A 26,405-nucleotide genomic window follows, 5' to 3' on the forward strand; every position below is an offset into this window, starting at 1 on the left:
GAATGTCCATGTCAGATATTCAGTACCGCCTTGCCCAGAAACGCCAAATTTTGGGGGCATTCCCCGGCCCGAAGTCCGCGGCCCTCGATGTCCGCCGCAAGGCCGTTGTTGCCGCCGGTGTAGCCTCCGGTGTGCCGGTGTACGTTGCCGATGCCGACGGTGGCATCCTCACCGATGTGGACGGCAACTCGTTCGTTGACCTGGGTTCAGGCATCGCCGTGACCAGTGTGGGCGCCTCGGATTCCAACGTGGTTGACGCTGTCCGCGAGCAGGTTGGGCACTTCACCCACACCTGTTTCATGGTCACCCCGTATGAAAGCTACGTCGCCGTGGCGGAAGAGCTGAACGCGCTCACCCCCGGCACCCATGAAAAGCGCACGGTGCTTTTCAACTCCGGCGCCGAGGCCGTGGAAAACGCGGTGAAGGTAGCCCGCCTGGCCACAGGACGCGACGCCATCGTGGCCTTCGATCATGCCTACCACGGCCGCACCAACCTGACCATGGCGCTGACCGCCAAGGCCATGCCGTACAAGACCAACTTTGGTCCGTTCGCCCCCGAGATCTACCGCGTCCCCATGAGCTACCCGTACCGCGAGGAAGCCGAGATCAAGGGTGAAGAAGCGGCCCGCCGCGCCATCACCATGATTGAGAAGCAGATCGGGGCATCCTCCGTTGCTGCCATCCTGATCGAACCCATCCAGGGCGAGGGTGGCTTCATCGTCCCGGCCGACGGTTTCCTGCCCACCTTGGCCGCCTGGGCCAAGGAAAACGGTGTGGTGTTCATTGCCGACGAGGTTCAGTCCGGTTTCTGCCGCACCGGGGCATGGTTCGCCTCCGAACATGAAGGCGTTGTCCCTGACATCATCACCATGGCCAAGGGAATCGGTGGCGGACTGCCGTTGTCAGCCATCACGGGCCGCGCAGATCTCATGGATGCAGTGCACCCCGGCGGTCTAGGCGGCACCTACGGTGGAAACCCCATTGCCTGTGCCGCGGCACTGGCAGCCATCAAGACCATGAAGGAACACGACCTCAACGGCCGCGCTGCAAACATTGAACGCATCGTCACCGACCGCTTCAACGCACTCGTTGAAGAAATGGGTGAGGCTGGCATTATCGGTGAGATCCGTGGCCGCGGCGCCATGATGGCGATCGAACTGGTCAAGCCTGGCACGGCCAACACCACCAAGGAAGTCAACGCGGAGGCCGCCAAGGCCATCGCCGCGGCATGCCTTGCGGCCGGCGTCATCATCCTCACCTGTGGCACCTACGGCAATGTCATCCGCCTTCTTCCGCCGCTGGTCATCAGCGACGAGTTGCTCAATGACGGACTGGACGTACTGGTGGACGCCATCCGCGCCGCCTAGCTCGTGTGCTAATTGTTGTGAGGTGAAAGGCGCCGCTGACGGGTATTGTCCCGATAGCGGCGCCTTTCCTTTTGTCCTCTGCAAGTAATTCAAGGTCACTGGGTATTCTGGGAGGAATATTCTGTTTTCGACTCGGCACTTTGGGGTGGCATGGGCAATCAGGGCTTTGATAATCGGTATCCGGCGTTGTTTCAGCCAGGCGGTGAAACATGGGCGGCGCCGGAGCCTCCTTCCGACGCAGCCGTTCCGCCAGCCGAGGTAACCCCTCCCGCCCCGGCAACGATCGACAATGACGTTGTTTTCCCGTCCAGTCCCGAAGAAAAACCAGTGAGCGTAGCCCAAACTCAGGGGCACGAGGTCCGGTGGACTGCCAGATCGTGGCTAATTTGCAGCGCGGCGGTCCTAGCGGCCTTTGCCGCCGCAGCATTCTGCTTTCTGGCCGTTTCTTTCATTCCGTCCTCGAGCAGGTGGGGTGCAGGGGAGGGTGGTCAGGGTGCTCCAGCAACCCCGTGGGGCTACACCATTCTTCAAGGCGCTCCGGCCTTGGTCACCGCCGCGTTAGCGATGCTCGCGGCTGCCTTTTTCCTGAGCTCACGCCATTATGGGAGTCAGTGGCTGCGTGGCGCTGCAGCACTCGTGGGGATAGTAGCGCTTGTTGGTGGAACCATTGCGTGCCTCAGCACTACGCTATGGCCTGAATTGTTCTACCAGTCCTTTCAGGAGCAAGAAAACGGGGTTCCCATCCAGTGGGCCATGGTGTGCCAGTGGTCCACTGCGCCGCTTCTTACTGTGGGTCTAAGCATGTTGGGCGTGGTTGCCGTTGCCCGCCCCAAAAGCAAGGGAAAGGCCGGCGTTTTTTCGGCCAAGACGGCCTTCGCAACGGGCATTGCGCTCGTAGCTGCGGCGTTGTGGGCCTGGTTTGCCACCTCCCTCTACCCGCTTCAGTCACGAGGGGAGACCATCACGACTGGCGACTATGAATACATGACGAATCCGTGGCCCAGTGCGGTGGCGCAGGCTGGGGAACCGCTCGCCATGGTGGGCGCCGGAATCCTCTTGTGGGGAGTGTTGATTCTGGCGACATCCGTGCCGGCGCCGGACACTGAAAGCACCGACGAGCAATTTGAACTTGGGGAAGAATCATGAGCAAACAAGGTTTCGACGCACGCTACCCGGCCATGTTCCAACCCGGTGGTGAACAAGGGACGACGCCGAAGCCCGTGTCCCAGCCGACGGCTCCGCGACCTGTCGTTGTCGAGCCGGAAACGCCCGCACCGGTCCATAAAGTCGAGTCCCCGGCAATAACTTCATCGCTGGCCTGGCGGCTTCCCGCGGCCCTTGGCGTTGTCCTGATGGCGGCCGCGGTCTTTTGCTTTACGGCTCAGTACTGGGGTCCCGTCACCGTTAGTTTTGAACAAGCATCGGTAGTCGGCTCCCAGAGCAACCCCTGGACCCTTATTCTCTTTCCACTGGCCGCGCCTTTCCTGACGGTGGGCCTTTCGCTTCTGATGCTGATCCTGTTCCTCTTTTCGCGCCAGAGTCGGGCCCATGAAGGTAGATTCCGGCCCTACCTCAGGATCATTGCCGCAGGACTGCTCATAGGCGCGTGGCTCACCCAATTCAGTCCTCAGATGTTCCCTGCCGTGTGGGGGCCCACCATGGTCATCGATGAGGAAACAGGCATGCCTGTTTCCTATATTTTGAGCATGCCCTTGTCCCTTGCGTTACCCGAGCTTGCCCCGGCCTTCTTGTGGGTGGGTCTGCTAACAGTTGCCGCACTTGTTGCGGTCCCCAAACTGTGGCAGTTCACCGAACCCGGGGAAACCCTGGCCTCTGTGGAATTCACGCCTCAACTTTCGTTCTTGCGAACCCGAGCACTTTGGGTTGGTGGGCTGTTTGTTGCAATCGCACTAGCGGCTGGGTTTGCGCCGCGAATCTTCCCTCTGGCAGCAGGGAGAACCGTGAGCCAAGAGGGTGGCATAACCACGCTGCAACCTTGGACGGACATTGTCACCGCACTCGCGCCTTGTTTCCTCGCTGCAGGACTGACCGTCCTGGCCGTGACGGCGCTCAGCACCGCATTGCGCACAGCGCTGGTGAGAAATCCGCGGGCGCAGCCGGTCGACGTCGAACCTTAACGAAGGGAGCTTCCCGAAGCCCTGTTCCCCCAAGGCGGTCCCCGCTGTACAGTCAGTGCTACGAATGCAAGGATGCCGCCAGCCTAGAGCTGGGAAACAGGACTACCAACGCCAACCGAGGGGTTAATTCATGAAATATGTTGTGGGATACCGGCCTGACGAACGCGGCGCCGATGCCGTTGCCCTTGCGGGGGTCATCGCCAGAACCCAGGGTGCGCAGCTTCATCTGGTCAACGTTGTCCACGGTGGAAAAGCGGCCGATCCGGACACGGAAAAGCAAGCCCTGGCCATGGTTCCGAAGGCTGTCGAGGCCACGTTCTCCACACGCATTGCCGAATCCTTCGTCCATGGCCTTATCGATGCAGCCAAGGAGGACGAGGCCGCGCTGATCGTGGTGGGAGCTGCCAGTAACGGGCTGTTCAAACGATTCACGGTGGGATCCGTGGCCAACGGGTTGCTACACGCGTCGCCGGTACCTGTGGCGCTGGCCCCACGCGGCTACAACCGCAAAGACAAGCTCACCCGGCTGACGGCCATGATTGGAACGCGGGAGGGCTGGCAGTCCGTGCTCGACGTCGGAGCTACCGCCGCCGGGCGCCGTCACGTTCCGCTGCGGTTGGTTTCCGTCGTGGAACTGGACCAGCTGGAGCAAACAGATTTCAGCCTGGACAATGCATTGAGTCCCGCACGGCAGCACGTGAACACGGTGCTCGCCAAGGCGGCGGCAGATATGCCGGACACGAAGGTCACTGTCACCCTGGCCCACGGGCGCAATATCGAAGAAGCCGTTGACGGGATCGGCTGGAAATCCGGGGAATTGGTCATTGTCGGTTCCAGCCGGCTGGCGGAGAACCGCAAAATCTTCCTCGGATCCACGGCGAATAAGATCCTGCGCGCGCTGCCCGTACCCATGGTGGTGGTTCCCCGAGACTTCCACAAGCAGGGGATCTAGCCCCATTTCTGGCGGAGCTACGCTTCTAGGAACGCGTCGCTGAACAGCAGTTGCAGGCCCTCCGCCATGGTGGGATGGGCAATAACAGCATCACGGAGCCGCTGATAGGGGAGTTTTCCGAGCATGGCCATCTGAACCACGGCGATCACTTCGCTTGAGTCGTGGCCCAGAAGCGAGACGCCCAGGATCTGGTCGCTGCCGCGCTCAACCACCGCCTGCCACAAACCGTCCAACTGGCCCACCGTCCGGGCCCGGGGAATCGCCGAGACGGGCATCCGCGCCATGCGGATGTCATGTCCGGCGGCCCGGGCCTCAGCCTCAGAGAGCCCAACGCGGCCCAGCTCGGGGGTTGTGAAAACACAATAGGGAATGAGCCTGTCCTTCGTGCTCAGCAGTGCCCCATCTTGCCCTGCGGACCCATCCTGCCTGGCGGCGAGATTGGCTTTCAGGATTCGAAAATCGTTCCAGGATGCGTGAGTGAACTGTGGCGTGCCAGCTACGTCACCAGCTGCCCAGACGCCGTCCGCCGTGGTCCGCAGAAATTCATCCACACGCACCAGATCCCGGTCTGCCAGTTCGACGCCGGCTGCCTCCAGTCTCAGCGCCGCAGTGACCGGCATGCGTCCCACCGCCACCAGGATTTCCGCGGCGGTCAGCTGCGAACCATCGGAGAGGGAAACAGTCACCGTGCCGTTGGAACGGGCCACTGATTCGGCGGAGACACCCAACCGCACGGACACGCCGTCGGCCTCTAACGCGGCCGCGACGGCCGCGGATACCTCGGCATCCTCGCGCGGCAACAGGGCGGATCCGCGCTGCACAACCGTCACGTCAACCCCCATGATGGCCAGCATGGAGGCGAACTCGCAGCCAATGTAGCCGCCGCCCATGATGACGATGCTCGTGGGGAGTTCGGCCAGCTCAAGGATGGTGGTGCTCGTCAAGGGCTGGGCGGCGCGCAGTCCGGGAATGTCAGGAACCAGCGGCACCATCCCGGTATTGAGAACAACGTTGGTGCCGCGCAGGGTGCGGTGGATGCCGGCGTCGTCGGTAACCTCTACCGTGCGTGGGCCGGTGAAATGTGCTTCGCCGATCACGAGATCCATTCCAGAGGCCAGGAAAGACTTGCGTTGGCCCGCCACCATGGTGCCGACCACCGTTTCCTTGCGGTCGCGCAACAGCCCGATATCAATAGCTGGGTTCCGGATGTCCAGAATGCCGAACTCTGCGGCCCGGCGGGTCATGGCCAGCAGCCGTGCACTGTTGACAAGGGTTTTGGTGGGGATGCAGGCCACATTGATGCACGTGCCGCCGATCATGCCACGCTCAACCATGGCAACCCGCTGGCCGGCGGCCGCCGAATCCATGGCCAGCGACTTGCCAGCTTTCCCGCCACCAATCACCAGCAGGTCAAATTCCTCCGGAGCCATCAGCATTCCTCTCGTGTGGGTCTGTTATTAGGCCTGAACCTGGATGTTTTTCCGCAATTTGGTGGTGCGTCGGTAGGTGACCAGCATGTCCACGATCAGAATACCGAGGGCCAACCAGACGATTGCGAAGCCAATCCACCGTTCCACGCTCATGCGCTCGCCCAGAAGATTGATGGCCACGAGGAACTGAATCAACGGGGTCATGAATTGCAGCAAGCCGATTCCCGTCATGGACAAGCGGCTGGCCGAGGCGCCAAAAAACAACAGCGGGACAGCAGTGACAATGCCGGCGGAGGCCATAAGCCAGAAGTGGCCGGGGCCCAGACCTGTCAACGTGGCCTGCCCCAGGACCGTCACAACGATCATGGCGACGATGGCCAGTGGGGTCAGCACGGCTGTTTCTACGCTCAGGCTCGTGATGGCATCGACCTTGCCGCCCACTCGGTTCTTGACGAATCCGTAGCTTCCGAAACTGGCGGCCAACACCAGGGCAATCCACGGCAACTTGCCATAGCTGAACGTCAAGACCACTACCGCCACGAAACCGATGCCCACGGCTACCCACTGCAGGGGCCGGAGCTTCTCCTTCAGCACCAGGACTCCGATCAGTACGGAGACCAGGGGATTGATGAAGTAGCCAAGGGAGGCCTCAATGGCATTGCCGCTGGTGACGGCAAAGACGTAGGTCAACCAGTTAATGACAATCAAAAATCCAGCAATTGTCAGCGTCCCCATGATGCGGCGGCTCTTGAACGCCGCCGCCATTTTTCCCCAACCGCGGCTGACCGTAATGATCAGGGCACAGAAGATCAGCGACCAGACCACTCGGTTGGCAACAATTTCAATGCTGTTGGCCGGTAGGAGCAGCATGAAGTAGATGGGCATCATGCCCCACAGCCCATAGGCTCCAATGCCATAAAGTACGCCCGTCGCGGCTTCTGATCTTGCGGGCTTGGCAGCTTTGGCGGTTTTTGGGTGGTTGGTGGGAATGCGGTCTGTCTTAGCTTGGCTGGGAGTCACAATCCCCATAACAACACTCATGGCCTTTATAGTCCACGTCCACTTGGCATTCATTGGACGTGGCGCTCATGGAGCCGGTGCGAAAAGCCTAGAACACGTGCTGGACGTTTCCACTCAAGACGGGCGCATTGTTGGCGCCGTTGGATTGGAAACCAAGGATTTTGACGGGGTTGCCTGTGGCGCTGATCGAGAGATTCGAGAGCGCGCAGCCAGTCAGCAACCATTGGTTGGCCCCATGATTATTGGCCTTGATGTTGGTGTACCAGAGGGTGTTGCCGGTGAACGTTGGTGGCAGCAAGCCATCAACCACCACTCCTGAGCCAGGGTCCATGATTGTGCCTCCAATGGGGAAGGCGGTGTTGGACGTCCACCGCACTCCGCCGCTCCCATTGCTGTGGTTAAACGTGTTGCCGGAGAGTGCGCCGTGGTTCCAGTTATCTGAGGTCTGGGCGCCGTAGGGGCTGGTTTTCGAAAACGCATAGTACGCGCCGTAGCAGTTGACCGCGATATTTGAGGTCGCCGTCAAATTGCCCGAGCTGTTCCAGATGGCCAGACGGTTGGCGGTAAAAATGTTTTCGGATAGCGAGCAGTACTCGGCCCGATCGGTGAACGAGACACCAAAGTAGCAACGGACAAAGTTGTTTCCCTGAATATGGCCTCGGTAGGCGAAGTAGTCGTCCCCGGTGGAGCCAGTGACCACAACGCCCGCGCCCAACCAGAAATTAAAATCGCAATTAGTAATGCGAAAACCAGTGCACCGGTTCAGCCGAATGGCCGTGTGGGCAAAATTTGCCGCTTGATTCAGGGAATCCTCGGTGCGGCCCTGAAAGGTCAAACCTCGGATGGTGATGCCAGTTTTGGACGCTGCCGTGAAAGCCGCCATGGCATCCGATGCAACGTTGATGATTGCACCGTTGCCCTCGATCAAGGTGTTGTTGGGCAGCTCGACGGGCGCCGTCAATGTGTAGCTGGCGCCGGCTACCAATTGAACCTGTGGTGTGGCGGCCAACGTCGCGGCCCAGTCGTCAGCTGGGCTCAGGACGGGCAGGGCCGAGTCACCTACGGGGGCTTTGGCTGGGGGAGGAAGGGTAATTGAGGCAAGGGCTCCGAGACCGGCAGCACCAGCGGTGGTCAGCAGGCCGCGCCGCCCCACGAAAGAAGGTAGACGTACCATGTAGGTTCTCCTAGAGAAATCGATCGGCAATGACGGTATTGATCTAATGTGAGCTACATTACACATCAAAAATCGGCTTTACGCGAGATCCGGCCAATTGTGACAGGCTTCCGCCTGTGGTCCGATCTAGGGATATTGACTTGGAATGTGGCGCAAAATTGGCGCTTTGGTGTGCAACAGTTGATCCATTACTAGGCTGATGTTGCGCTTCACAGTTCGGAAGGACTCCTTTCTTGGCTACTCACCTCGCCCCTCGCCCACTCCGCGTCGCCATTATTGGTTCTGGACCGGCGGGTGTCTATGCGGCCGACATCTTGACCAAGTCTCAAGAAGTTGCCGGTGGCGACGTTCAGGTCAGTATTGATCTATTTGAGTCTCAGCCGGCCCCGTATGGTCTCATTCGCTACGGTGTTGCGCCTGACCACCCTCGGATCAAGGGCATCATGAACGCGCTCCATAAGGTGTTGGACCGCGGTGACATCCGTTTTTTCGGCAATGTCACCTACGGCAGGGACTTGACTCTGGCCGATCTGCGAACCTTCTACGACGCCATCATCTTTGCAACGGGTGCCACCAAGGACGCGGTGTTGAATCTTCCCGGAATCGAGTTGGATGGTTCCTACGGCGGTGCTGACTTCGTTTCCTGGTATGACGGGCACCCGGATGTTTCCCGCGAATGGCCGCTCCATGCCAAGGAAATTGCCGTCATCGGCAACGGCAACGTTGCCTTGGATGTAGCCCGCGTGTTGTCCAAGCATGCCGACGATCTTTTGACGACCGAGATCCCTAGCAATGTTTACGCCGGCCTCTTGGAATCGCCGGTCACCGACGTGCATGTCTTCGGCCGCCGTGGACCCGCCCAGGTCAAGTTCACCCCTCTTGAGCTGCGCGAGCTCTCACATTCCCGCGATGTTGACATTGTGCTTTACGAGGAGGACTTCGACTTCGACGAGGCGTCGGATAAGGCCATCAAGAGCAACAACCAGATCAAGACCATGGTTAATACGCTCACCAACTGGCTTGTTGAACAGGGCGACGAAGGTGAAGAGAAAAGGGACCCGGCTTCGCGGCGCCTACATCTGCATTTCCTCCACACCCCGGTGGAGATCATCGGAACGGATGGGCAGGTCTCCGGTATCCGTTTTGAACGCAATGAACTCGACGGCACCGGTAACGCCCGCGGAACGGGGGAGTTCATCGACTACCCGGTTCAGGCTGTCTACCGGGCAGTGGGCTACCTTGGTTCCGAACTCCCCGAGATTGATTTTGACGCCCGGCGCGGCGTCATCCCGAACGACGGCGGACGCGTCTTGGATGCCCACGGCGCGCAGGTGCCAGGCCTGTATGCGACGGGTTGGATCAAGCGTGGGCCCGTTGGCCTCATTGGCCATACCAAGGGTGACGCCCTGGAAACCATTGGCTGTCTGCTGGAAGACAGGATCGACCTGCCCGTCGCCGCACGGCCCAACGAAGCGGAAGTCGTGGAGCTGTTGGAGTCCCGCGGTGTTAAATTCACAACGTGGGATGGATGGAACAAACTCGACGCCCACGAAAAACATTTGGGCGAGAGCTACGTCCCTGCGGCCGGCGTCGATGTAGTCCGGGAGCGAATCAAGGTTGTTGACCGTGACGAGATGGTAGACATCTCCAGGAAGTAGACGCGGCGCCGCCTGTCCGAGGGATGTTGTGTGACCCAAAATGACAGAATTTTCATCTCATTATTCGAGATAGAATCTCTCAAATACGATTATTCTGATAATGCTTCGCTACTGTTATTGGGTTCCAAAATACCTGAGGATTAAGCGATTTCCATGAACCTATTCAGAACCAAATCCATCGAGCATTCCCTTGCTGATGCCAACGAGCCCGGACACGGCCTCAAGCGATCACTGACCACCTGGGATCTGATGATCATGGGCGTCGCCGTGGCTGTCGGTGCCGGGATCTTCTCCGTCGGCGCCAACGCAGCGGCGAACCATTCCGGACCTGCTGTTTCCGTCTCCTTCATCTTGGCGGCCATCACCTGCGCCTTGGCCATCATGTGTTACGCAGAATTTGCCACGGCGATCCCTGTTGCCGGCAGTGCTTATGTGTTCACCTATGCCACGGTCGGCGAATTATTGGCGTGGATCATTGGCTGGAATTTGATCCTGGAACTATTGATGGCCGGGTCTGTGATTGCCAAGTACTGGGGCATCTATCTGAGCAACTTCTTCGAAGCTGTGAATTTGGATATTCCTTCCAACTTCGCACTCGGCCCGATCACCGTGTTCTGGGGTCCGCTGGTCGTTGTGGCTGTTTTCACCTTTGTTTTGGTGATGGGCACCAAGCTGGCGGCTCGTATTAACAACGTGTTTACGCTCATCAAGATCGGGATCGTCCTCTTTGTGATCGTTGTTGGCTTCTTCTACGTCAAGGCGGAGAACTACACCCCCTTCGTTCCGCCTTCCAAGCCTGCCGCGGTCACGGAATCCTCCTGGCAGCTGCAACCGTTCCTGTCGCTGATGACAGGCGCCGAGCCTTCGATCTACGGATTCGCGGGAATCGTCTCAGGTGCCGCCCTGGTTTTCTTTGCGTTTATTGGCTTCGATGTTGTTGCCACCAGCGCCGAGGAAGTTAAGAACCCGGCAAAGACCCTGCCCCGAGGCATCTTTGCAGGCCTTGCCGTTGTGACAGTGCTGTACATCCTCGTCACCCTGGCAGTTACCGGCATGGTGTCCTATGAGGACCTCGCCAAGGCTGACGATCCCTCACTTTCCACCGCGTTCTCTCTGGTGGGTGCTGACTGGGCAGTCGTTATCATCTCCTTGGGTTCCCTCATTGGCCTGACAACCGTCATCATGGTCCTGCTCATGGGTCTGGCCCGCGTCATGATGGCTATGAGCCGTGACGGACTCCTGCCTCGTGGGCTGAGCAAGACCTCAGAGAAGCACTCCACGCCTGCCCGCACCCAGATCCTCAGTGGTATCTTCGTTGGCATTCTGGCCGGTTTCACACCGGTGGAAGTACTCAGCGAAATGATCAACATTGGCACTCTAAGTGCCTTCGTCATGGTGAGCATCGGCATCCTGGTCCTGCGCCGCAAGCGGCCGGATCTCAAGCCTGCCTTCCGAGTTCCCTTTGGCCCGGTGATCCCGGTAGTTTCGGCACTTTTGTGCATCTACTTGATGTTGAATCTTGCCACTTTGACGTGGGTGTTCTTCGCCGTCTGGGTTGCTGTGGGACTGGTGTTTTACTTCAGCTACGGTCACTGGAACTCCCGTTTACGCCGAGAAGAAGCAGCCGGGCTCGCGGCAACGCAGCCCAGCAACCTCGGCTAGGGGCCAGTTAAGCGCGGAGCCTCTACTCTTGAGGCTCCGCGTACGCTGGAACGTATGAAGCGTGAAACGAGCAATGCCGCGATGGCGTTGAAAACCCTGGCCGATATGGCGCCGGAAGCAGTTCTGCTGGCCGGCGCCGGTAGGGCAATCCTGCTCCAATTGGCCAACCCGGCCGTGGGCTATGGGGTGGCGGACCATTCGAGTTTTTCCGCAGATCCACTGCGTCGCTTGCACGGGACCTTGAGTTACATCTACGCCCTGAGCAACGGCACACCAGCACAACGCAAAAGCGTGCGGCGCCAAGTTCAGCGCGCGCACCTGCCGGTCAAGTCCGGCGGGTCCCGGGACGCCCCCGCCTACAATGCTTCCGATCCACAGCAACAGCTATGGGTGGCCGCTACCCTTTATGATTCAGCACGCCAGGTGTATGAACTCGTATTCCCCGCTCTCTCGGACGGTGATGCGGAGTCCGTGTATCAAAGCTACGCCGTCCTGGGAACTGCCCTGGGGATGCCTGCGAATCTTTGGCCCGCATCCCGCGCAGACTTTGCATCCTATTGGGATGAGCAGCTTGAAACTTTGAGCGTCGATGATACCGTCGCGAGGGTTGCGGCTCAATTGTTGGCGGCTGCAAACACCCCTCGATGGATCCGCGTGCTCATGCCGTTGGCCCGCTTCCTCACTGCGGGATTGCTGCCTCCCAAAGTTCGGTACATGTACGGCTTTGCTTGGACATCAGGCAAAGAACGGATGCTCACCGGCCTCTTCAAACTTGTCTCGGTGTTGGTCAAGGTCACTCCCTACAAGATCCGCAGCGCTCCCATGCGCTATTACCTCCGGCGTATTCCCGGATAGCATTTCGGCGTAAGCGACGATCAACCCAGTCCCAACTCCCTCGCCGATTATGGTGCCGCGTAGCGAATGACCCAGTCAACGAGTGGTCGCAGTTGCTCCCAATATCCGGCAATGTGCTCCTGAGCGGCGGCAGTCTCCAGCCAATCCGGACTTCCCAGTGCCAACGAAGCGCTCAGCGTTTTGTGTTTGAGCAGCTCCGGTCGGGGGTGATCCTTGGGAAAGCCTCGTGGGATTGTCTTGAGTGTTTGTCCTTCAATGGCGAATCCCGACGCCACGAGCCCAGCCATGATGACTTCAAGGCCTTTGCCGCTGGCTGACGCGTCCACGGCGGCCCGGTACCGTGACAACTGCGCCGGGGCGACCGAATGATAGCCGCCACCCACGAGCAGGCCATCGGCGCTGACCTGCAGATAAAAACCCACACCTTCGTAGTTTGAAACGAACATGCCTTGGGCGGTTTTGTAGGGCTCCTTGTTGGGGGAGAAGCGCACGTCCCGGTAAGGGCGGAAGATCTTCCCGGGGCCAAACCGTGGTTCCAGCCCGCTTAGGAGAGCCGCAAGCGGGGCGTGCACATCGTCGTCGAACGTGTTTTTGTGCTCCAGCCACCACTCGCGATTGTTGTTGGCTTCAAGGCCCGCGTAAAAATCTAGGGCCGAGCCGGGAATGCCGCTAAAAGTGTCCATGCCTCTAGAGCTTATGGACAGCAGTGAAGCTGCGCCAGATGCCCGCCATGAAGGGTGGATATCCTCGGCGCTGGGAGCCGTTGTGGGGGAATGAAAAACACCACGCAGTTAACTGGACTTAGTCCAGAAAAGCTGTAAGGATGGTCACATGGTCAATGAACAAAAGCTCGAGGAGATGTTGCGGGCAGTGTCGCTGCGCGTAACCCGCCCCCGTGTTGCTGTTCTTGGCGCAGTCATTCTGGCGCCGCATGCCGACGCGGACACCATTATTGGCGCCGCTCGCGCGGAGTTGGGCAGCGTGTCCAAGCAGGCTGTCTACGACGTGCTCGCGGCACTGGTTGAGGCCGGGTTGGTTCGGCGCATCGAACCCTCGGGCTCGCCCGCACGCTTTGAAACCCGAGTGGGGGACAACCACCACCACGTGGTGTGCCGCACGTGCGGAGACATTGCGGATGTGGATTGCGCCCTCGGCGCTGCACCCTGCCTGCATGCCTCGAACAGCCATGGCTTCAGCATTGATGAGGCCGAGGTTATCTACTGGGGCACCTGCCCTGACTGCACCGCCAAACGACTTCTGAATGACAAAGAATTAACTACCGCTAGGAGCGATAAGTAAAGATGACTATCGAAAACACCGCGCCGCTGACCACCGCCGCTGGCGCGCCCGTCGCCAATAACCAGGACAGCCTCACGGCCGGTCCCCGCGGACCGATGCTGCTGCAGGACGTTTGGTTCCTGGAGAAGCTGGCCCACTTCAGCCGCGAAGTAATCCCCGAGCGTCGTATGCACGCCAAGGGCTCCGGCGCCTTCGGTACCTTCACGGTCACCAACGACATCACCAAGTACACCAAGGCGAGCATCTTCTCCGAGGTTGGCAAGCAGACCGAACTGTTTACTCGTTTCTCCACCGTTGCCGGCGAACGCGGCGCTGCCGACGCCGAGCGCGACATCCGCGGATTCTCCGTAAAGTTCTACACCGACGAAGGCAACTGGGACTTGGTGGGCAACAACACCCCCGTGTTCTTCTTCCGAGACGGCCTGAAGTTCCCCGACCTAAACCGCGCCGTCAAGCGCGATCCACGCACCAACCTGCGCAGCGCCGAGAACAACTGGGATTTCTGGACCAACCTGCCCGAATCCCTGCACCAGGTCACGATCGTCATGTCCGATCGCGGCATCCCGGATGGCTACCGCCACATGCACGGCTTCGGCTCGCACACCTTCTCCCTGATCAACGCCGAAGGCGAGCGTTCCTGGGTTAAGTTCCACCACGTCACCCAGCAGGGCATCAAGAACCTGAGCGACGACGAGGCCGGCGCACTCGTTGCCGCCGATCGCGAGTCAAGCCAGCGCGATCTGTTCGACTCGATCGAGAATGGTGACTTCCCGAAGTGGAAGCTCATGGTTCAGATCATGCCCGAGGCCGACGCCGAGACGTACAAGTACCACCCGTTCGACCTCACCAAGGTCTGGTCCAAGAAGGACTACCCGCTGATCGAGGTTGGCGAGTGGGAACTGAACCGCAACGCCGAGAACTACTTCGCCGACGTTGAGCAGGCTGCTTTCTCACCGGCCAACGTTGTCCCCGGAATCAGCTTCTCCCCGGACCGCATGCTGCAGGCTCGCCTGTTCTCCTACGGCGATGCTGCCCGCTACCGCCTCGGCGTGAACCACCACCAGATCCCCGTCAACGCGGCGCGCAACAACGTCAACACCTACCACCGCGATGGCCAGGGCCGTGTTGATGGCAACCAGGGCCGCACTCCGGGCATCGAGCCGAACTCCTACGGCCGCTGGCCGGAACAGCCCGCCTACGCCGATCCGGCACAGGCCATTGGCGCCGTTAGTGACCGTTTCAACTACCGCGAAGACGATGCCAACTACTTTGAGCAGCCCGGCATCCTGTTCCGCGAAAAGATGACGGAAGAGCAGCGCCAGGTGCTGTTCGAGAACACCGCCCGCGCCATCGATGGAGCCTCCGAGGCCACCATCGAGCGCCACATCTTCAACTGCACCCAGGCCGATCCGGCTTACGGCGCGGGTGTCCGCAAGGCCATCGAAGCCCACCAGGCGTCCAAGGCTTAGTCCTTAAAGACGTACGACGGCGGCACCTTAACTTTCGCTTTTCGCGGAAGCTAAGGTGCCGCCGTCGTCGGCGTTAAAAGCTAGTCAAGCAGGTGTTCGCGGCCAAACATGGCAGCGGCCGCGCGGGCTGAAGGGGTGCCAGCATCGAGATCGGCTCCGGCCACCACGAGCAGCGCAACCACAGCATCCTCACCCTTGAACAGGGCTCCGGCAATGGGGGACTGGTCCCGGGCGTTACGGATGTCAACGTTTGCGCCCCGGTCGATCAGCAGGGCTACAGTATCGGCCTGGCCCTTGTAAGCGGCCAGCATCAGCAGGGTATTGCTCTCCGGGTCCTGGACGTCAACGCTGAGTCCGTGGTCAAGGAACTCCGCCAGTTCGGCAGACTTCCCTTCGCGAGCAAGATCCATGGCAAGGGCAGTGACTGCAGCAGTCTGGTCTTCGTTGAGAGTTGAGTCATTGGTCATTTCTCCACAGTAGGCGATGGGCCGCCAGTATTCCTCTGCCGTCCTTATGCCAAAGGAAAATCAAGCCCGCCGTCAGCGACAAAGCTGGCCACCTGCTGGCGTTCATCGCCATGGTGGCGGGCAAAGATATGAATCGTCGCAGGTGCGGAGGTTGCCCACGCATCGGTGACCCACGAGGTGATGCCTTGAAAAGGCGGAACCGCACTGGTGGCCAGGCCCTCCATGGTGCCAGCCAACTCCACAAGTGAGTCCGGGTCCATGCGATCAAATAATGAATTAACTGAACAGGGAACTGCCGTCCAGTGTCCGCCGCGGAAGGATTCGCTTGAGTCGGGGCTCACGGCCTCGATCTGAAATGCGCGGTCCGCGGATTCTTGGATGCTGTCTTCGCCGGGCTGCGCCCCAGCAGCCTCAGCAGCCCCAGCAGAACCCCGCCAAGACCGCAGAGCCTCGTCCAGCTCCAGAGTGTCCTGGACCGCCACGCGTTCGTGAGCCGGTAAGCGGAGCACGGCAGCCGCCGTCGTACTGTCCGGGAAAGCGAAGAAGGCGTGGAGGGTCGGCGTGGACGTCTCAGCCAGCGGTTCGCCAATGGCGTCGCCGACGGGCTGCCAATGAAGGGCTATGTAGAGGTGTGCTGCCGTGGCTCCGGCCAGCTCCGTCAGTGCGCCGCGCAGGTGTCCATAGCAGCGCAGGAGGTCGGCGGCTGATTCGCGTCCGAACGCTATGGAGGGATCGTTAAGGCGGATGACGAAGTGCCCGGCAACGAGCGGGAATTTGGGCCTGCTAACGCTCCAGAACGTGGATGAATGCAGGTGCGTGCGAATCGGAGCCAAGGTAATCCCCTCCCAACGGATCAGCGCAGCATGGATGCACTGTCAGCATAACTGATGCGGCCAGCGACAGGACTAGGCTTGAGCAGTGCCAAAACTCCTCGCCGACATAACCCCGTTGAAAGAAAGTCCTGCCTTCAGGCGGCTCTGGATTGGCAACGGGCTCTCCTCTATTGGCACGCAGCTGACAGTGGTGGCCGTCAGCCTGGAAGTGTACGAACTCACCGGATCCACCCTGTCGGTGGGCATGTTGGGCTTGGCCGCCTTAATCCCGCTGGTCATTGCGGGGCTCTACGGCGGCGCCATCGTGGACACCCACGACCGCCGCAAAGTGGCCCTCTCCTCCTCAACGGTGCTGTGGCTCGTGACCGTCTGCATCGCGCTGCAGGCCTGGCTTGGGCTTGGCAACGTTGGTGTTCTCTACGGGCTCATCGCTATCCAATCGGCGGCGGCAGGGGTCAACGGTTCGGCCCGCAGCGCCATTGTGCCCAGGCTGGTGCGCCCGGAACTGCTGCCCTCGGCGAACGCGCTGAGCATGATCGTGATGGGACTTGGCACCACCATCGGCCCGTTGCTCGCGGGCATCCTGGTAGCCAACATCGGCTACGGCTGGACGTACACGGTGGATGTGCTGACGTTCACGGCCTCGCTGTGGGCGCTCTTCAAACTTCCGCCGCTGCCGCCCTTGCCCCGTGCCGGCGGTGTGCAACGCGCAGGGTTCAAGTCGGTGTTGGAAGGCTTCGCGTTCCTTGGCACCCGCAAGAATGTGCGCATGACGTTCCTCGTGGACATGTGCGCCATGGTCTTTGCCCTTCCGCGGGCGTTGCTACCCGCCATCGGCGCGGTCTGGTTGGGTGGTGGCGAGCAAACGGCCGGCATCCTCTTGGCCTCGATCGCCGCGGGCTCCTTCCTCGGCGCCCTGTTCTCCGGACCGCTCGGCGGCGTCCGGCGCCAGGGCCTGGCCGTGGTGTGGTCCATTACTCTGTGGGGTGCGGCCATCGCCGCGCTGGGCGGTTCCGTCTTGGCCGGTGGTCACACGGACGACGGCGCGACCTCGCCGTGGATTGTGGGTGCGGTTGCCGCTTTGGTGATGGCTGGGGTGGCGGACACCATCAGCTCGGTGTTCCGCTCCACGATCTTGCAATCGGCAACTCCTGACCACCTCCGCGGACGGCTGCAAGGCATCTTTGTCGTTGTGGTGACGGGCGGACCCCGGCTCGGAGACGTGTTTTCCGGCACCGTGGGCCAGTGGCGCGGTGAGGGGTGGGCGGCCGTGATTGGTGGCGTGCTGTGTATTGCCGCCGTCTGGGCCTTGGCGTTTTGGCAGCGCGGTTTCCTGCGTTATGACGCCCGCCACCCGGAACCGTGAGTGGGAACAAGCCACCAACCCGGTACGTTTTTACTTGTACGTAGTATCGAGCTGTACGTAGGAACGAGCAAGGAGCCGCACCCGTGCGCAAGAATTTCAATGGACTCAAGACCACAGCGCTCTTTGGTGTGCTGTGGGCGGTCCTGCTGGGCGTTGGTGGTGTCATTGCCGCGGGGACCCGCAGTACGGCGCCGCTCTGGCTCTTTGCCCTGATTGGTGTTGGAACCACGGCCTACGGGTATTGGAACAGCGGCAAAATAGCGATTCGGTCCATGCAGGCTTACCCTGTCACGGAGGCGCAGGCTCCCGTGATTTACCGGATCGTTCGGGAGCTCTCCGCGAAGGCTAACCAACCCATGCCGGCCATCTACGTCTCACCGACGGAGGCTCCCAATGCCTTTGCTACGGGGCGCAACCCCAAAAATGCCGCCGTCTGCTGCACCGAGGGGATTTTGACCATTCTCGATGAGCGTGAACTGCGAGGCGTCCTGGGCCACGAACTCATGCACGTCTACAACCGCGACATCCTCACCTCCTCCGTGGCGGCAGCGGTGGCTGGTGTCATCACCTCCGTAGCGCAGATGATGATGTTCTTCGGTGGCGGGGACCGCCGCAACGCCAACCCCTTGGCCATGATCGCCATGGCCCTGTTGGCGCCCTTGGCGGCGTCCATGATCCAGCTGGCTATCAGCCGCACCCGCGAATACGACGCCGATGAAGACGGCGCACAGCTCACGGAGGACCCACTGGCCTTGGCCTCAGCCTTGCGAAAGCTTGAACGCGGTGTCCAGATCGCGCCGCTGCCGCAAGAGCAAAAGCTCGTCAACGCCAGCCACCTGATGATTGCCAATCCCTTCGGCGGTGGCGGGGCTAAGAAGCTGTTCGCAACCCACCCGCCCATGGCCGAGCGAATTGCCCGGCTGGAGAAGATGGCTGGCCGCCCGCTTCAGTAACAGCCCTTTTATAAGAGCAGCCCGCTTGGGGCGGTAGTTACGCGAAGCTGGCCAGGATCAACGCCACGTGGGACAGGGACTCTGCATCCGTCGTTGCATGGGCCGAAAACCTGATGCGGTGCGGCCCATGGAGAGTCGCGGAGATCCCGGCCAACGCCAGTGCCTGATGAGCCTGTGCGGCATTGCCCTCAGGGAACCCGGCCACCACGATGCCGGCCCGCTGCTCGTCCTCCCGCGGCGAAAGAACGTCCACTCCGGCGTTCTCCAATTTCTCCGTCAAAACCGCGGTGGTGGCCGCAACGCGGGCGGCAATGGCGCCGATCCCGGCCTCCTCGATCAGCTCAAGAGCCGTTGCAAAGGATCCGGCGGCAAAGGGCGAAAGATTTGAAATACCGAACTTGCCCGCGTCAGAGCGCGAGGCGTGCACAACGCCGTCGTACTGGGAAGGATGCTCGACGCCGGTCCAGCCTCCGAGCGTCGGTGCGATCCGTTCCAGGCCTGCAGCGGAGAACGCCATGGCCCCGGATCCCCACCCGCCGCGAACCCACTTTTGGCTGCCCGTCACCACGGCGTCGGCAACGCTCCAATCCTGATCAATGACACCAAATCCCTGGATGCCGTCCACCAGCAGCAATCGATCCGCCCCGATCACCTCACGGATGCCGGCCAGATCGGCGCGGTACCCGGTCTGAAAATCAACGGCGCTGACAGCAACGGCCGTGACATCGGCAGTGAGCTCCTTGGCCACCAGCTCGGGTGTGACGAGGGTCAGGCTCCCTCCCATGACCGCCATCTCATTCAGGCCAGCCTGCTGCGCTCGCAGCCACGGATACGTGTTGGCCGGGAATTCGCCGGCGCTGACCAGAACTTTCCCTTTCAGACCAAAGGCAAGTTGGAACAACCCGTAGGAGGTGGCCGGTAGCAGGCTGATATTTTCCAGGCCAAACCCGGTCAGCCGGGCAAAAGAAGCACGCGCCCGTGCGTCCTCGCCGTGAAGGCGATCGCTGACGCCCACTGCACCCTCAGCGGCGTCGGCCATCAGTGCTGCGGCGGTCGCTAGGACAGGTTGCGAAGGCGGGCCAAAGCTGGCGAAGTTCAGGTATCCGGGCTGTTCATTAAAGGAAGCGAGATAGCTGGCGGGAAGTGTTTCGGTGCGTTGCATGGGCTTCCTGACGTGCGCGGAACAGGGCGATCCGGGCGGCGACGTCCAGCCGTCATTCACACCGGTTGCACAAAACGTTAGCTCATGAGGCCGGTAACTCTGTGTTGCCGGGGACGGCAGCCTCGCAATAGTTAGACTCATTCCCATGGACATCAGAGTGTGCACCGACGGGGATTGGGCCCGTATTTATGAGTTCTACCGGCTCACCATGGATGCCGGGCGAACATACTCGTTTCCGCCCAACCAAACCATCGACGAGGCGCGGCCATGGTGGATGGAGCCGCCACCGGGGCAGACAGTGGTTGCTCTCGACGGGCAGGAAATCATCGGCTCGGCGAAGATGGGTCCCAACCGGCCCGGCCGCGGCGCACACATTGCCACCGCGGCTTTCCTTGTTGACCCGAATCATCAAGGTCGGGGCGTTGGGCGGGCCTTGGGCGAGTACATGATCAACTGGGCACGCGAGGAGGGGTACCACGGCATCCAGTTCAATGCCGTCGTGGAGTCCAACCACCCGGCCGTCCATCTATGGCAGTCACTCGGGTTCGAGATCATCGGTACCGTCCCGGAGGCCTTCGATCACCCCGACGACGGTCTGGTGGGCTTGCATGTGATGTACCAGCGTTTGCGCTGAGCCTGGCTCGCGGACCCACAGATCAGCTCAGTGGTACAGAATGGAATCATGCGACTCATCTTGATCAGGCACGGACAAACACCGAACAATGTGCGCAGTCTTCTGGACACCGCCATTCCTGGACCCGGGTTGACGCCCTTGGGGGAGTTACAGGCGGCGGCCGTCCCGGCGGCTCTGGCCGGTCAAGACATTAATGCGCTCTACATCTCGAACCTGACCCGCACAGCCTTGACTGCTGCGCCGCTTGCCGCCGATCGCGCACTCGAGCCGCTGATGCGGGATGGGTTGCGGGAGATCAGCGCAGGTAGCCTCGAAATGAAGGGCGACCTGTCCTCGATAGAGGCGTATCTCCATGCCGTGAAGTCATGGCTCGGCGGGGACCTATCCGTACGGATGCCCGGCGCCGATAGCGGCTATGAGGTGCTGGAGCGCTTTGACGCAGTGGTTGAGGAAGCCGCCTCTGAAGAGACCGTGGCCATGGTCAGTCACGGCGCCATGATCCGTTTCTGGGCGGGTCACCGCGGGATCAACATCGACTGGTCGGACGCGAAATACCACGACCTCTCCAACACCGGAATCGTGACCCTTGACGGCGAGCCCACGGGCAACAACGCCCCCGGTGGGTGGCACATCCATTCATGGCAGGGCGCCCCGGCCGGTGGGCTTGACGGGCTGGATGCCGATGGCCCCACGGCGGAAATCACCACGGATGCGGGCTCCGCCCTCCGCGCCGGTGCCAGCGGGACGCAAGATCATTAAGAACCGCCAACGCTCAGGCGAATCGGATACCTCACCGGGCACCGCAGGCACCGCTCACACCCCGACGCCCTTCAGTACCGTGAATTTGTGGCGGATGAAGGGAATTAGCTGGGTGTGGCTGGGCACGGCCGCCGGTTGCATCGCGCTCCTTGCCGTCGGCGCACCCCTGAACATGAGCCTGTACCAAATGGTCCTGCCATTCGCCTTGGGCTTGGCCATTCTTCACGCGGCTTCACTGGGGCTGACGGCTGCGCGCCCCCTTGCCGGCGTCATTGTCTCGCTGGTTCCCATGGCCGTGTTGCCGTTGGTCTCGGACCCCGTCGGTGCGGCGCCGATGCCCTTCAGCGTGGTTGCCATCATCACCCAGGTCCTGGTGATCTGTGTGGCCGGGCTGCGCGCCCATTGGATGGTCCCGGCTGGAGCGTGGCTGGCCAGCGTCATCATTGGCGTTTCCCTGAATTACGTGACCATGCCCCACGGGCAGACCGAAGGCGCCCAGAATAACGTCGTCATTTTCGCGGCGGTATCGGGCGGGCTCATGGTGGCGGCCGTGGTGGCTCAGCAGTGGCGGCATATGCGTACGGAACTTGCCGCTGAACGCACGGTCAGTGCCGAGGAACAGTCCAGACGCAGGTTGGCAGAGGAACGCACTCGCATCGCCCGCGAGCTCCATGACGTGGTGGCCCATGGAATGTCGGTGGTGGTGGTTCAAGCAACCACCGCTAGCTACCGGCATCCAGGGCTCAGCGAGGAGCTAAAAAAAGAATTTGATGACATTGCCGCAAACTCTCGGCGCGCCATGACCGAAATGCGCAGCATGCTCGGCTCGCTGCGCAACTCCGACGCGGGCCCCCAGCTGGGGCCGCAGCCAACCCTTGGTGATCTCCCGCAGCTCTTTGCCTCGGCCCGCTCGGCGGGGATACATATCCCGGAACCTGAGTTGTCCGGCGTCGAACAGCATGACATTGGTGAGGTGATCGCCCTGACTGCCTACCGCATTGTGCAGGAGGCGCTGAGCAATGTCATTAGGCATGCGCCGGGGGCTACCGTGCACGTGGACTTTGAGATTTCCGGCGGCTGCCTGCGTGTTCAGGTAGTTAACTCCAGTTCTGATGTGGGCGCACTGATGGCCCAGTTGGACAAGGGATCGCACGTGGGACAGGGATTGATTGGAATGCGCGAGCGTGCGGCCATTGTGGGCGGCTCGGTTACTTGTGTTCCAACGCCCGACGGCGGATTCTCAGTCACGGCCCGGCTTCCCCTGGGTGCCAACAACAACTCAGCGGGAAAAACGAAAAACAACAACGAGGGACGTGCCCAGCCATGAGCATTCGAGTGCTGGTCGTCGACGACCAGGCCATGGTGAGAGAAGGATTCGCTGCGCTGCTTGGCGCCCAGGATGACATCGAGGTGGTGGGCCAGGCTGAAAACGGTGCCATCGCCGTGGAACTGTCCGCCGTCCACCACCCCGACGTGGTGTTGATGGATGTGCGGATGCCCGTCATGGATGGTTTGGAGGCAGCACGGCGGATCCTGGCGGAAACCCCTGATGCTGACACGACGCATGTGCTGATGCTGACAACCTTTGACGTGGATGACTATGTCTACGACGCCCTCAGAATCGGCGCGAGTGGATTCTTGCTCAAGGACGCGTTGGCGGATGAACTAGTGGCCGCCGTGCGGATCGTGGCCTCGGGAGAAGCGCTCCTAGCGCCCTCCGTGACGAAGCGTATGATCGAGCAATTTGCTGTCTCCAGGGCCCGGCCGGCGCTTTCGCGTGATCGGCTTGCAGGGCTCACGGAGCGTGAGCTCGAGGTGATGACATTGATTGGCAGGGGCCACTCGAATCAGGAAATTGCTGCCCTGCTTTTCATTGCCCAGCAAACCGTGAAGACACATGTCAGCAAGATTCTGGCGAAGTTGGAACTGCGCGATCGCGTCCAGGCCGTGGTCCTGGCCTATGACACGGGATTGGTTGAACCCGGAAGCTGAGCCTGAAATTACCCGCGGGCCACAGCCCCGCCCGCGGGTAATTTCGCCAAAGTTAGTCCAGCGGCTGCACCAGTTTGAACATGGCGCCCGTGCAATCGGTGAGCCCAGCAATCCGCCCGTACGGGGAATCCTCGGCGTCGTTGATGATCGTGGCACCCAAGGTGAGGGCCTTGGCGATGGTGGCGTCGACGTCGTCCGTCTGGAAATAAATCTGCCAGCTGGAGGGGACCTCATCGGGCAGGAAGGCTGCAGCGTCCATGATGCCGGCCAATTCCTTGTCGCCATCCACAAGGTTTGTGTAGCGGAACTCGGGGGAATCGCTCATGACCGAGGTTTGCAGGCCAAAAACGTCCTTGTAGAAGTCGACGACGGCGGCGTAGTCCTTGCTGTGGAGCTCGTGCCAGGCGGCTGCTCCCGCTTCTTCATGGGCCTGAAAGCCCGTGTGGCCACCGAATTCCCACATGCCAATGGAGGCTCCGCCGGGATCGCCGATCATGGCCATCTTGCCCTGCTCGGGAACGTCCATGGGCTCCATGTATGCGATGGCGCCGGCGTTCTTGGCTGCGTCCATTGTTGCCTCGATGTTGTCCACGCGGAGGTAGGTGGACCACATGTCCGGGTAGCCGTCACCGTCCTCCTGGCTCTGCATGAGACCGGCGACGGTTTTGCCGTCCTTGAAAGCCATGGTGTAGCCACCGTACTTTTCGGCGTCACCCGTCTCATAGCTCCAACCAAACAATGCGGCGTAAAACTCTTGCGACCTGGCCATATCCGAGGTCATCAAATCGATCCAGCATGGTGCTCCTGCGGGAATTCCCTGAGGGTTCATTGCGGCTCCAAACTTCGCTCAATTGTGGAAAATATTTCTATGGGCACGTTTCTAAAGTCATGTTTCTACAGGCAAAGGAAGACTATGCCCCGGAAGGTCTTGTGGGCAATAGCAAAAAGCGCCTGCCAGCTGAATGCTGCACCATATTCGGTGCAATTCAGTGGCAAGCGCTTTTTGGTGTTGCTGGGGGAGCGGCAATTAACGCATGTTGACGAACTGCAGGTCCGCTTCCTCAAACTTGCGCAGCAGGCCCATGACTTCCTGGAGATCGTCTCGGCTCTTGGAACTGACGCGCAGTTCGTCACCCTGGATGGTTGACTTCACACCCTTGGGGCCTTCGTCGCGGATCAACTTGTTGATCTTCTTCGCGATGTCCTGGGCGATGCCCTCAACGATCTCAGCCTCCAGGCGGTATTCCTTACCTGAGGCGAAGGGCTCGCCGGCGTCCAAGGACTTCAGGGAGATGCCGCGCTTGATCAGCTTGGATTCGAAGACATCCATGATTGCCATGACGCGTTCCTCGGAATTGGCCTTGAGCAGGATCTTCTCGCCACTGAAATCGATCTCGGCACCGACGCCCTTGAAGTCGTAGCGCTGGACTACTTCTTTCTGGGCCTGGTGCAGAGCGTTGGCGACCTCTTGCTTGTCGACCTTACTGACGACGTCGAACGTTGATTCGCTAGCCATGTTTTCCTCCACGTGTTCACAAAAAATAAATGGTTGATTTGCCACCAAGCTTAGCGCCCGAGGGGCCCAAAGCGAGCGAAGCGAGGTTTAGGGAGGGCGGTAAGCGTTAGCGCCCGAGGGGCGTGGGTGGGGCGAAGCGAGGTTTGGGGTGCTCACAGAGTCTTCAAAGGTTTTCGCAGGCGGGCATACATTTGGGCGGGGCAGAGTTGTTGGTGATGAGACCGTCAGCATCAGGAGGACAAATGACCACGGAAGAAAACACGCACCCCATACCTGCCACTCGCAAGCGGGTTGGCAAGAAGCGGGTTGCTAAGAAGACCGTAGGAACCACCATGGCTGCCGTCACGCTGGCGGCCGCTGCGGTTCTTGCCGGCCCGGGACTTGCCGGAGCCTCGGCGTCGACCCTTGATCCGGCCAGCATTATTGGGTCACCGCCAAACTCCGCGTCGAGCCGGATCGCTGGTGTCCAGGAGGATCTGGCACGGGCTGTGGCCTTGCACCAGGTCACCGCTGAGCAGGCCGCGTTCCTGCAACGGCAATTGGTCAAGAGAATCCAGGACGACGTGTAGTCGCCGGGCTCTTGATGGGCGCCGAAGGTCGGTTTTTAGCGGTTTTCGGAACTTTTTTGGACAGTTTTTGGGCAATTTTTCGGTAATGAGGGATCTCGATTCGATTATTGGGCAAATACCTTGTATTGTTTTAGTGCTTCCACTTCGTGGGGGCACAAGCCAGACCCGATGTAATTTGGGAATGGCAGGCCATGGCAGATTACCCGAGCGGCCAAAGGGGGCTGACTGTAAATCAGCTGGCAACGCCTTCACTGGTTCGAATCCAGTATCTGCCACCAGGGAAACCCGGGACCAAGCACCTAGTGCTTTGGTTCCGGGTTTTTTGTGTTCTGGGTGTTTGTGGCGCCCCGCGGCGAACTACAGTTAAGGCATGGAATACGTCGTGCCCCTGGTTATTGTGCTGGTCATCGTTCTTGCCGTGATTGTTGGATCCAAGGTCATGAGGCGGCGCGGCCAGTCCGGGCAGGAAACTGATCTGGGCACTGACCGGGGAGGACGCAAGTCGTCCAAGGCGGATCGTGAAATCACCCGAGAAAATGCCGAAGCCGCCAGTGCCCGGCTGAACCCCGAAACGCACCGGCGGGTCTACTCTTTGATTGCCCAGCGGCAGGTGCTCAACGCCGTGAAGGAATACCGCACGGCCACGCGCATGAACCTTGGCGACTCGGCGGCAGCTGTTGCGGCACTCGCGCAGTTTCCCCAGCCCACTCCGGAGAAGGCTCCGGCTCCGGCCATCAAAGAGGGGCCGCTCACGGTTGAGGACATCGTGAACGCAGCACCGACACCGACACCGGCACCGGCACAGGCACCGGCACAGACGCCAGCCCCCGAACTGCCGGAAGCTGACGTACCGGCTGTGCAGAGCCCCGCGCCCAGTACTTATCGCTACCGTGCCATCGTTTCCCAAGGTGGGGACGTCCGCGAGGTGGCCAGCACCCGTCTGAACGAGCAGATTTTCCGGCAGATCCGTGACCTGGCCCAATCCGGAAAATACGACGACGCGGCTCGCCTTTTGCGCGGCCACGCCGACATTGGCGAGGCCGAGGCGCGGGAGTTCGTCTCGATGATTGGCCCCGAGGACTAGAACCACCAGAAGCCACACAAGAATTGCCCGGCCCCGCGAGGGACCG

General features: G+C 60.7%; 26 protein-coding genes and 1 tRNA gene. 18 read left to right on the forward strand and 9 right to left on the reverse strand.

Annotated features, from left to right (window positions below):
- Nucleotides 1-8: 8 nt before the first annotated feature.
- The 4 genes from gabT (at nucleotide 9) to ACP7B9_RS00515 (ending at nucleotide 4,457) form a co-directional block, all read left to right on the forward strand.
- A complete protein-coding gene (gene gabT, locus ACP7B9_RS00500; protein WP_425859786.1) occupies nucleotides 9-1,367 on the forward strand; it encodes a 4-aminobutyrate--2-oxoglutarate transaminase in 1,359 nt (452 codons plus the stop codon).
- A gap of 327 nt (nucleotides 1,368-1,694) precedes the next feature.
- Nucleotides 1,695-2,513, forward strand: a complete 819-nt coding sequence (locus ACP7B9_RS00505) for a hypothetical protein (RefSeq protein WP_425859787.1) — start codon at nucleotides 1,695-1,697, stop codon at nucleotides 2,511-2,513.
- Nucleotides 2,510-3,505, forward strand: coding sequence for a hypothetical protein (locus ACP7B9_RS00510; protein WP_425859789.1), 996 nt, complete (start codon nucleotides 2,510-2,512; stop codon nucleotides 3,503-3,505). Before ACP7B9_RS00505 ends, ACP7B9_RS00510 begins: the two co-directional genes overlap by 4 nt.
- 130 nt (nucleotides 3,506-3,635) lie before the next feature.
- The gene (locus ACP7B9_RS00515; RefSeq protein WP_425859790.1) at nucleotides 3,636-4,457 is read left to right on the forward strand and encodes a universal stress protein; all 822 of its coding nucleotides are present in this window, start codon (nucleotides 3,636-3,638) and stop codon (nucleotides 4,455-4,457) included.
- A 17-nt stretch (nucleotides 4,458-4,474) separates the two neighbouring features.
- Here ACP7B9_RS00515 and ACP7B9_RS00520 read toward each other — a convergent pair whose 3' ends face one another.
- The 3 genes from ACP7B9_RS00520 to ACP7B9_RS00530 form a co-directional block, all read right to left on the reverse strand.
- Complete coding sequence (locus tag ACP7B9_RS00520; RefSeq protein WP_425859791.1) at nucleotides 4,475-5,887, reverse strand: dihydrolipoyl dehydrogenase family protein; 1,413 nt, start codon at nucleotides 5,885-5,887, stop codon at nucleotides 4,475-4,477.
- Between the two features lie 27 nt (nucleotides 5,888-5,914).
- Entirely contained in the window at nucleotides 5,915-6,928 is a 1,014-nt protein-coding gene (gene rarD / locus ACP7B9_RS00525) for an EamA family transporter RarD (protein WP_425859793.1), read from the reverse strand.
- A 67-nt stretch (nucleotides 6,929-6,995) separates the two neighbouring features.
- Nucleotides 6,996-8,081, reverse strand: a complete 1,086-nt coding sequence (locus ACP7B9_RS00530; protein ID WP_425859794.1) for a hypothetical protein — start codon at nucleotides 8,079-8,081, stop codon at nucleotides 6,996-6,998.
- A 233-nt stretch (nucleotides 8,082-8,314) separates the two neighbouring features.
- On the opposite strand from ACP7B9_RS00530, the gene ACP7B9_RS00535 reads away from it, so the two are divergent.
- The 3 genes from ACP7B9_RS00535 (at nucleotide 8,315) to ACP7B9_RS00545 (ending at nucleotide 12,256) form a co-directional block, all read left to right on the forward strand.
- Nucleotides 8,315-9,739, forward strand: coding sequence for an FAD-dependent oxidoreductase (locus ACP7B9_RS00535; protein ID WP_425859796.1), 1,425 nt, complete (start codon nucleotides 8,315-8,317; stop codon nucleotides 9,737-9,739).
- Between the two features lie 153 nt (nucleotides 9,740-9,892).
- Nucleotides 9,893-11,401 (forward strand): amino acid permease, encoded by a 1,509-nt coding sequence (locus tag ACP7B9_RS00540; RefSeq protein ID WP_425859797.1) that lies wholly within the window; start codon nucleotides 9,893-9,895, stop codon nucleotides 11,399-11,401.
- A 54-nt stretch (nucleotides 11,402-11,455) separates the two neighbouring features.
- Nucleotides 11,456-12,256: an oxygenase MpaB family protein gene (locus ACP7B9_RS00545; RefSeq protein WP_425859798.1), complete on the forward strand. Its 801-nt coding sequence runs from the start codon at nucleotides 11,456-11,458 to the stop codon at nucleotides 12,254-12,256.
- 47 nt (nucleotides 12,257-12,303) lie between these two features.
- On the opposite strand, the gene ACP7B9_RS00550 is transcribed toward ACP7B9_RS00545, so the two are convergent.
- Nucleotides 12,304-12,939, reverse strand: a complete 636-nt coding sequence (locus ACP7B9_RS00550) for a DUF2461 domain-containing protein (RefSeq protein WP_425859800.1) — start codon at nucleotides 12,937-12,939, stop codon at nucleotides 12,304-12,306.
- A gap of 148 nt (nucleotides 12,940-13,087) precedes the next feature.
- Here ACP7B9_RS00550 and ACP7B9_RS00555 point away from each other — a divergent pair, with 148 nt between their 5' ends.
- A complete protein-coding gene (locus tag ACP7B9_RS00555) occupies nucleotides 13,088-13,555 on the forward strand; it encodes a Fur family transcriptional regulator (RefSeq protein WP_425859801.1) in 468 nt (155 codons plus the stop codon).
- Nucleotides 13,556-13,557: 2 nt separating this feature from the next.
- Nucleotides 13,558-15,024 carry a catalase gene (locus ACP7B9_RS00560; RefSeq protein WP_425859802.1) on the forward strand — a complete coding sequence of 489 codons (1,467 nt, stop codon included), beginning with the start codon at nucleotides 13,558-13,560 and terminating at the stop codon, nucleotides 15,022-15,024.
- Between the two features lie 80 nt (nucleotides 15,025-15,104).
- Here ACP7B9_RS00560 and ACP7B9_RS00565 read toward each other — a convergent pair whose 3' ends face one another.
- On the reverse strand, nucleotides 15,105-15,491 hold the full coding sequence (locus ACP7B9_RS00565) for an ankyrin repeat domain-containing protein (RefSeq protein ID WP_425859804.1): 387 nt from the start codon (nucleotides 15,489-15,491) through the stop codon (nucleotides 15,105-15,107).
- A gap of 44 nt (nucleotides 15,492-15,535) precedes the next feature.
- Complete coding sequence (locus ACP7B9_RS00570; protein ID WP_425859805.1) at nucleotides 15,536-16,324, reverse strand: hypothetical protein; 789 nt, start codon at nucleotides 16,322-16,324, stop codon at nucleotides 15,536-15,538.
- An 85-nt stretch (nucleotides 16,325-16,409) separates the two neighbouring features.
- On the opposite strand from ACP7B9_RS00570, the gene ACP7B9_RS00575 reads away from it, so the two are divergent.
- Together ACP7B9_RS00575 and htpX are read left to right on the forward strand one after the other, a co-directional pair.
- The gene (locus ACP7B9_RS00575; RefSeq protein WP_425859806.1) at nucleotides 16,410-17,690 is read left to right on the forward strand and encodes an MFS transporter; all 1,281 of its coding nucleotides are present in this window, start codon (nucleotides 16,410-16,412) and stop codon (nucleotides 17,688-17,690) included.
- 83 nt (nucleotides 17,691-17,773) lie between these two features.
- The gene (gene htpX, locus ACP7B9_RS00580; RefSeq protein ID WP_425859807.1) at nucleotides 17,774-18,643 is read left to right on the forward strand and encodes a zinc metalloprotease HtpX; all 870 of its coding nucleotides are present in this window, start codon (nucleotides 17,774-17,776) and stop codon (nucleotides 18,641-18,643) included.
- Between the two features lie 37 nt (nucleotides 18,644-18,680).
- Here htpX and ACP7B9_RS00585 read toward each other — a convergent pair whose 3' ends face one another.
- Nucleotides 18,681-19,805, reverse strand: coding sequence for an aminotransferase class V-fold PLP-dependent enzyme (locus ACP7B9_RS00585; RefSeq protein ID WP_425859809.1), 1,125 nt, complete (start codon nucleotides 19,803-19,805; stop codon nucleotides 18,681-18,683).
- Between the two features lie 145 nt (nucleotides 19,806-19,950).
- Between ACP7B9_RS00585 and ACP7B9_RS00590 the strand changes: the two genes are divergently transcribed.
- From ACP7B9_RS00590 to ACP7B9_RS00605, 4 genes are all read left to right on the forward strand, one after another.
- Nucleotides 19,951-20,439, forward strand: a complete 489-nt coding sequence (locus ACP7B9_RS00590) for a GNAT family N-acetyltransferase (RefSeq protein WP_425859810.1) — start codon at nucleotides 19,951-19,953, stop codon at nucleotides 20,437-20,439.
- A 48-nt stretch (nucleotides 20,440-20,487) separates the two neighbouring features.
- Nucleotides 20,488-21,198 (forward strand): histidine phosphatase family protein, encoded by a 711-nt coding sequence (locus ACP7B9_RS00595; protein WP_425859812.1) that lies wholly within the window; start codon nucleotides 20,488-20,490, stop codon nucleotides 21,196-21,198.
- A gap of 94 nt (nucleotides 21,199-21,292) precedes the next feature.
- On the forward strand, nucleotides 21,293-22,525 hold the full coding sequence (locus tag ACP7B9_RS00600) for a sensor histidine kinase (RefSeq protein ID WP_425859814.1): 1,233 nt from the start codon (nucleotides 21,293-21,295) through the stop codon (nucleotides 22,523-22,525).
- Complete coding sequence (locus ACP7B9_RS00605) at nucleotides 22,522-23,190, forward strand: response regulator (RefSeq protein WP_425859816.1); 669 nt, start codon at nucleotides 22,522-22,524, stop codon at nucleotides 23,188-23,190. The genes ACP7B9_RS00600 and ACP7B9_RS00605 overlap by 4 nt, the downstream gene beginning before the upstream one ends.
- A 52-nt stretch (nucleotides 23,191-23,242) precedes the next feature.
- Here the strand turns inward: ACP7B9_RS00605 and ACP7B9_RS00610 are convergent, their stop codons facing one another.
- A complete protein-coding gene (locus ACP7B9_RS00610; protein WP_425859818.1) occupies nucleotides 23,243-24,019 on the reverse strand; it encodes a VOC family protein in 777 nt (258 codons plus the stop codon).
- A 198-nt stretch (nucleotides 24,020-24,217) separates the two neighbouring features.
- The gene (locus ACP7B9_RS00615) at nucleotides 24,218-24,706 is read right to left on the reverse strand and encodes a YajQ family cyclic di-GMP-binding protein (RefSeq protein WP_425859820.1); all 489 of its coding nucleotides are present in this window, start codon (nucleotides 24,704-24,706) and stop codon (nucleotides 24,218-24,220) included.
- 242 nt (nucleotides 24,707-24,948) lie between these two features.
- Between ACP7B9_RS00615 and ACP7B9_RS00620 the strand changes: the two genes are divergently transcribed.
- The 3 genes from ACP7B9_RS00620 to ACP7B9_RS00630 all read left to right on the forward strand — a co-directional run bounded on the left by ACP7B9_RS00620 (nucleotide 24,949) and on the right by ACP7B9_RS00630 (nucleotide 26,359).
- Entirely contained in the window at nucleotides 24,949-25,275 is a 327-nt protein-coding gene (locus ACP7B9_RS00620; protein WP_425859821.1) for a hypothetical protein, read from the forward strand.
- Between the two features lie 193 nt (nucleotides 25,276-25,468).
- Nucleotides 25,469-25,553: transfer RNA gene (locus ACP7B9_RS00625), tRNA-Tyr, on the forward strand.
- A 92-nt stretch (nucleotides 25,554-25,645) separates the two neighbouring features.
- The gene (locus ACP7B9_RS00630; RefSeq protein ID WP_425859823.1) at nucleotides 25,646-26,359 is read left to right on the forward strand and encodes a hypothetical protein; all 714 of its coding nucleotides are present in this window, start codon (nucleotides 25,646-25,648) and stop codon (nucleotides 26,357-26,359) included.
- Nucleotides 26,360-26,405 lie beyond the last annotated feature (46 nt).

Source organism: Arthrobacter sp. TWP1-1, from assembly GCF_049897845.1.
Taxonomy (GTDB): domain Bacteria; phylum Actinomycetota; class Actinomycetes; order Actinomycetales; family Micrococcaceae; genus Specibacter.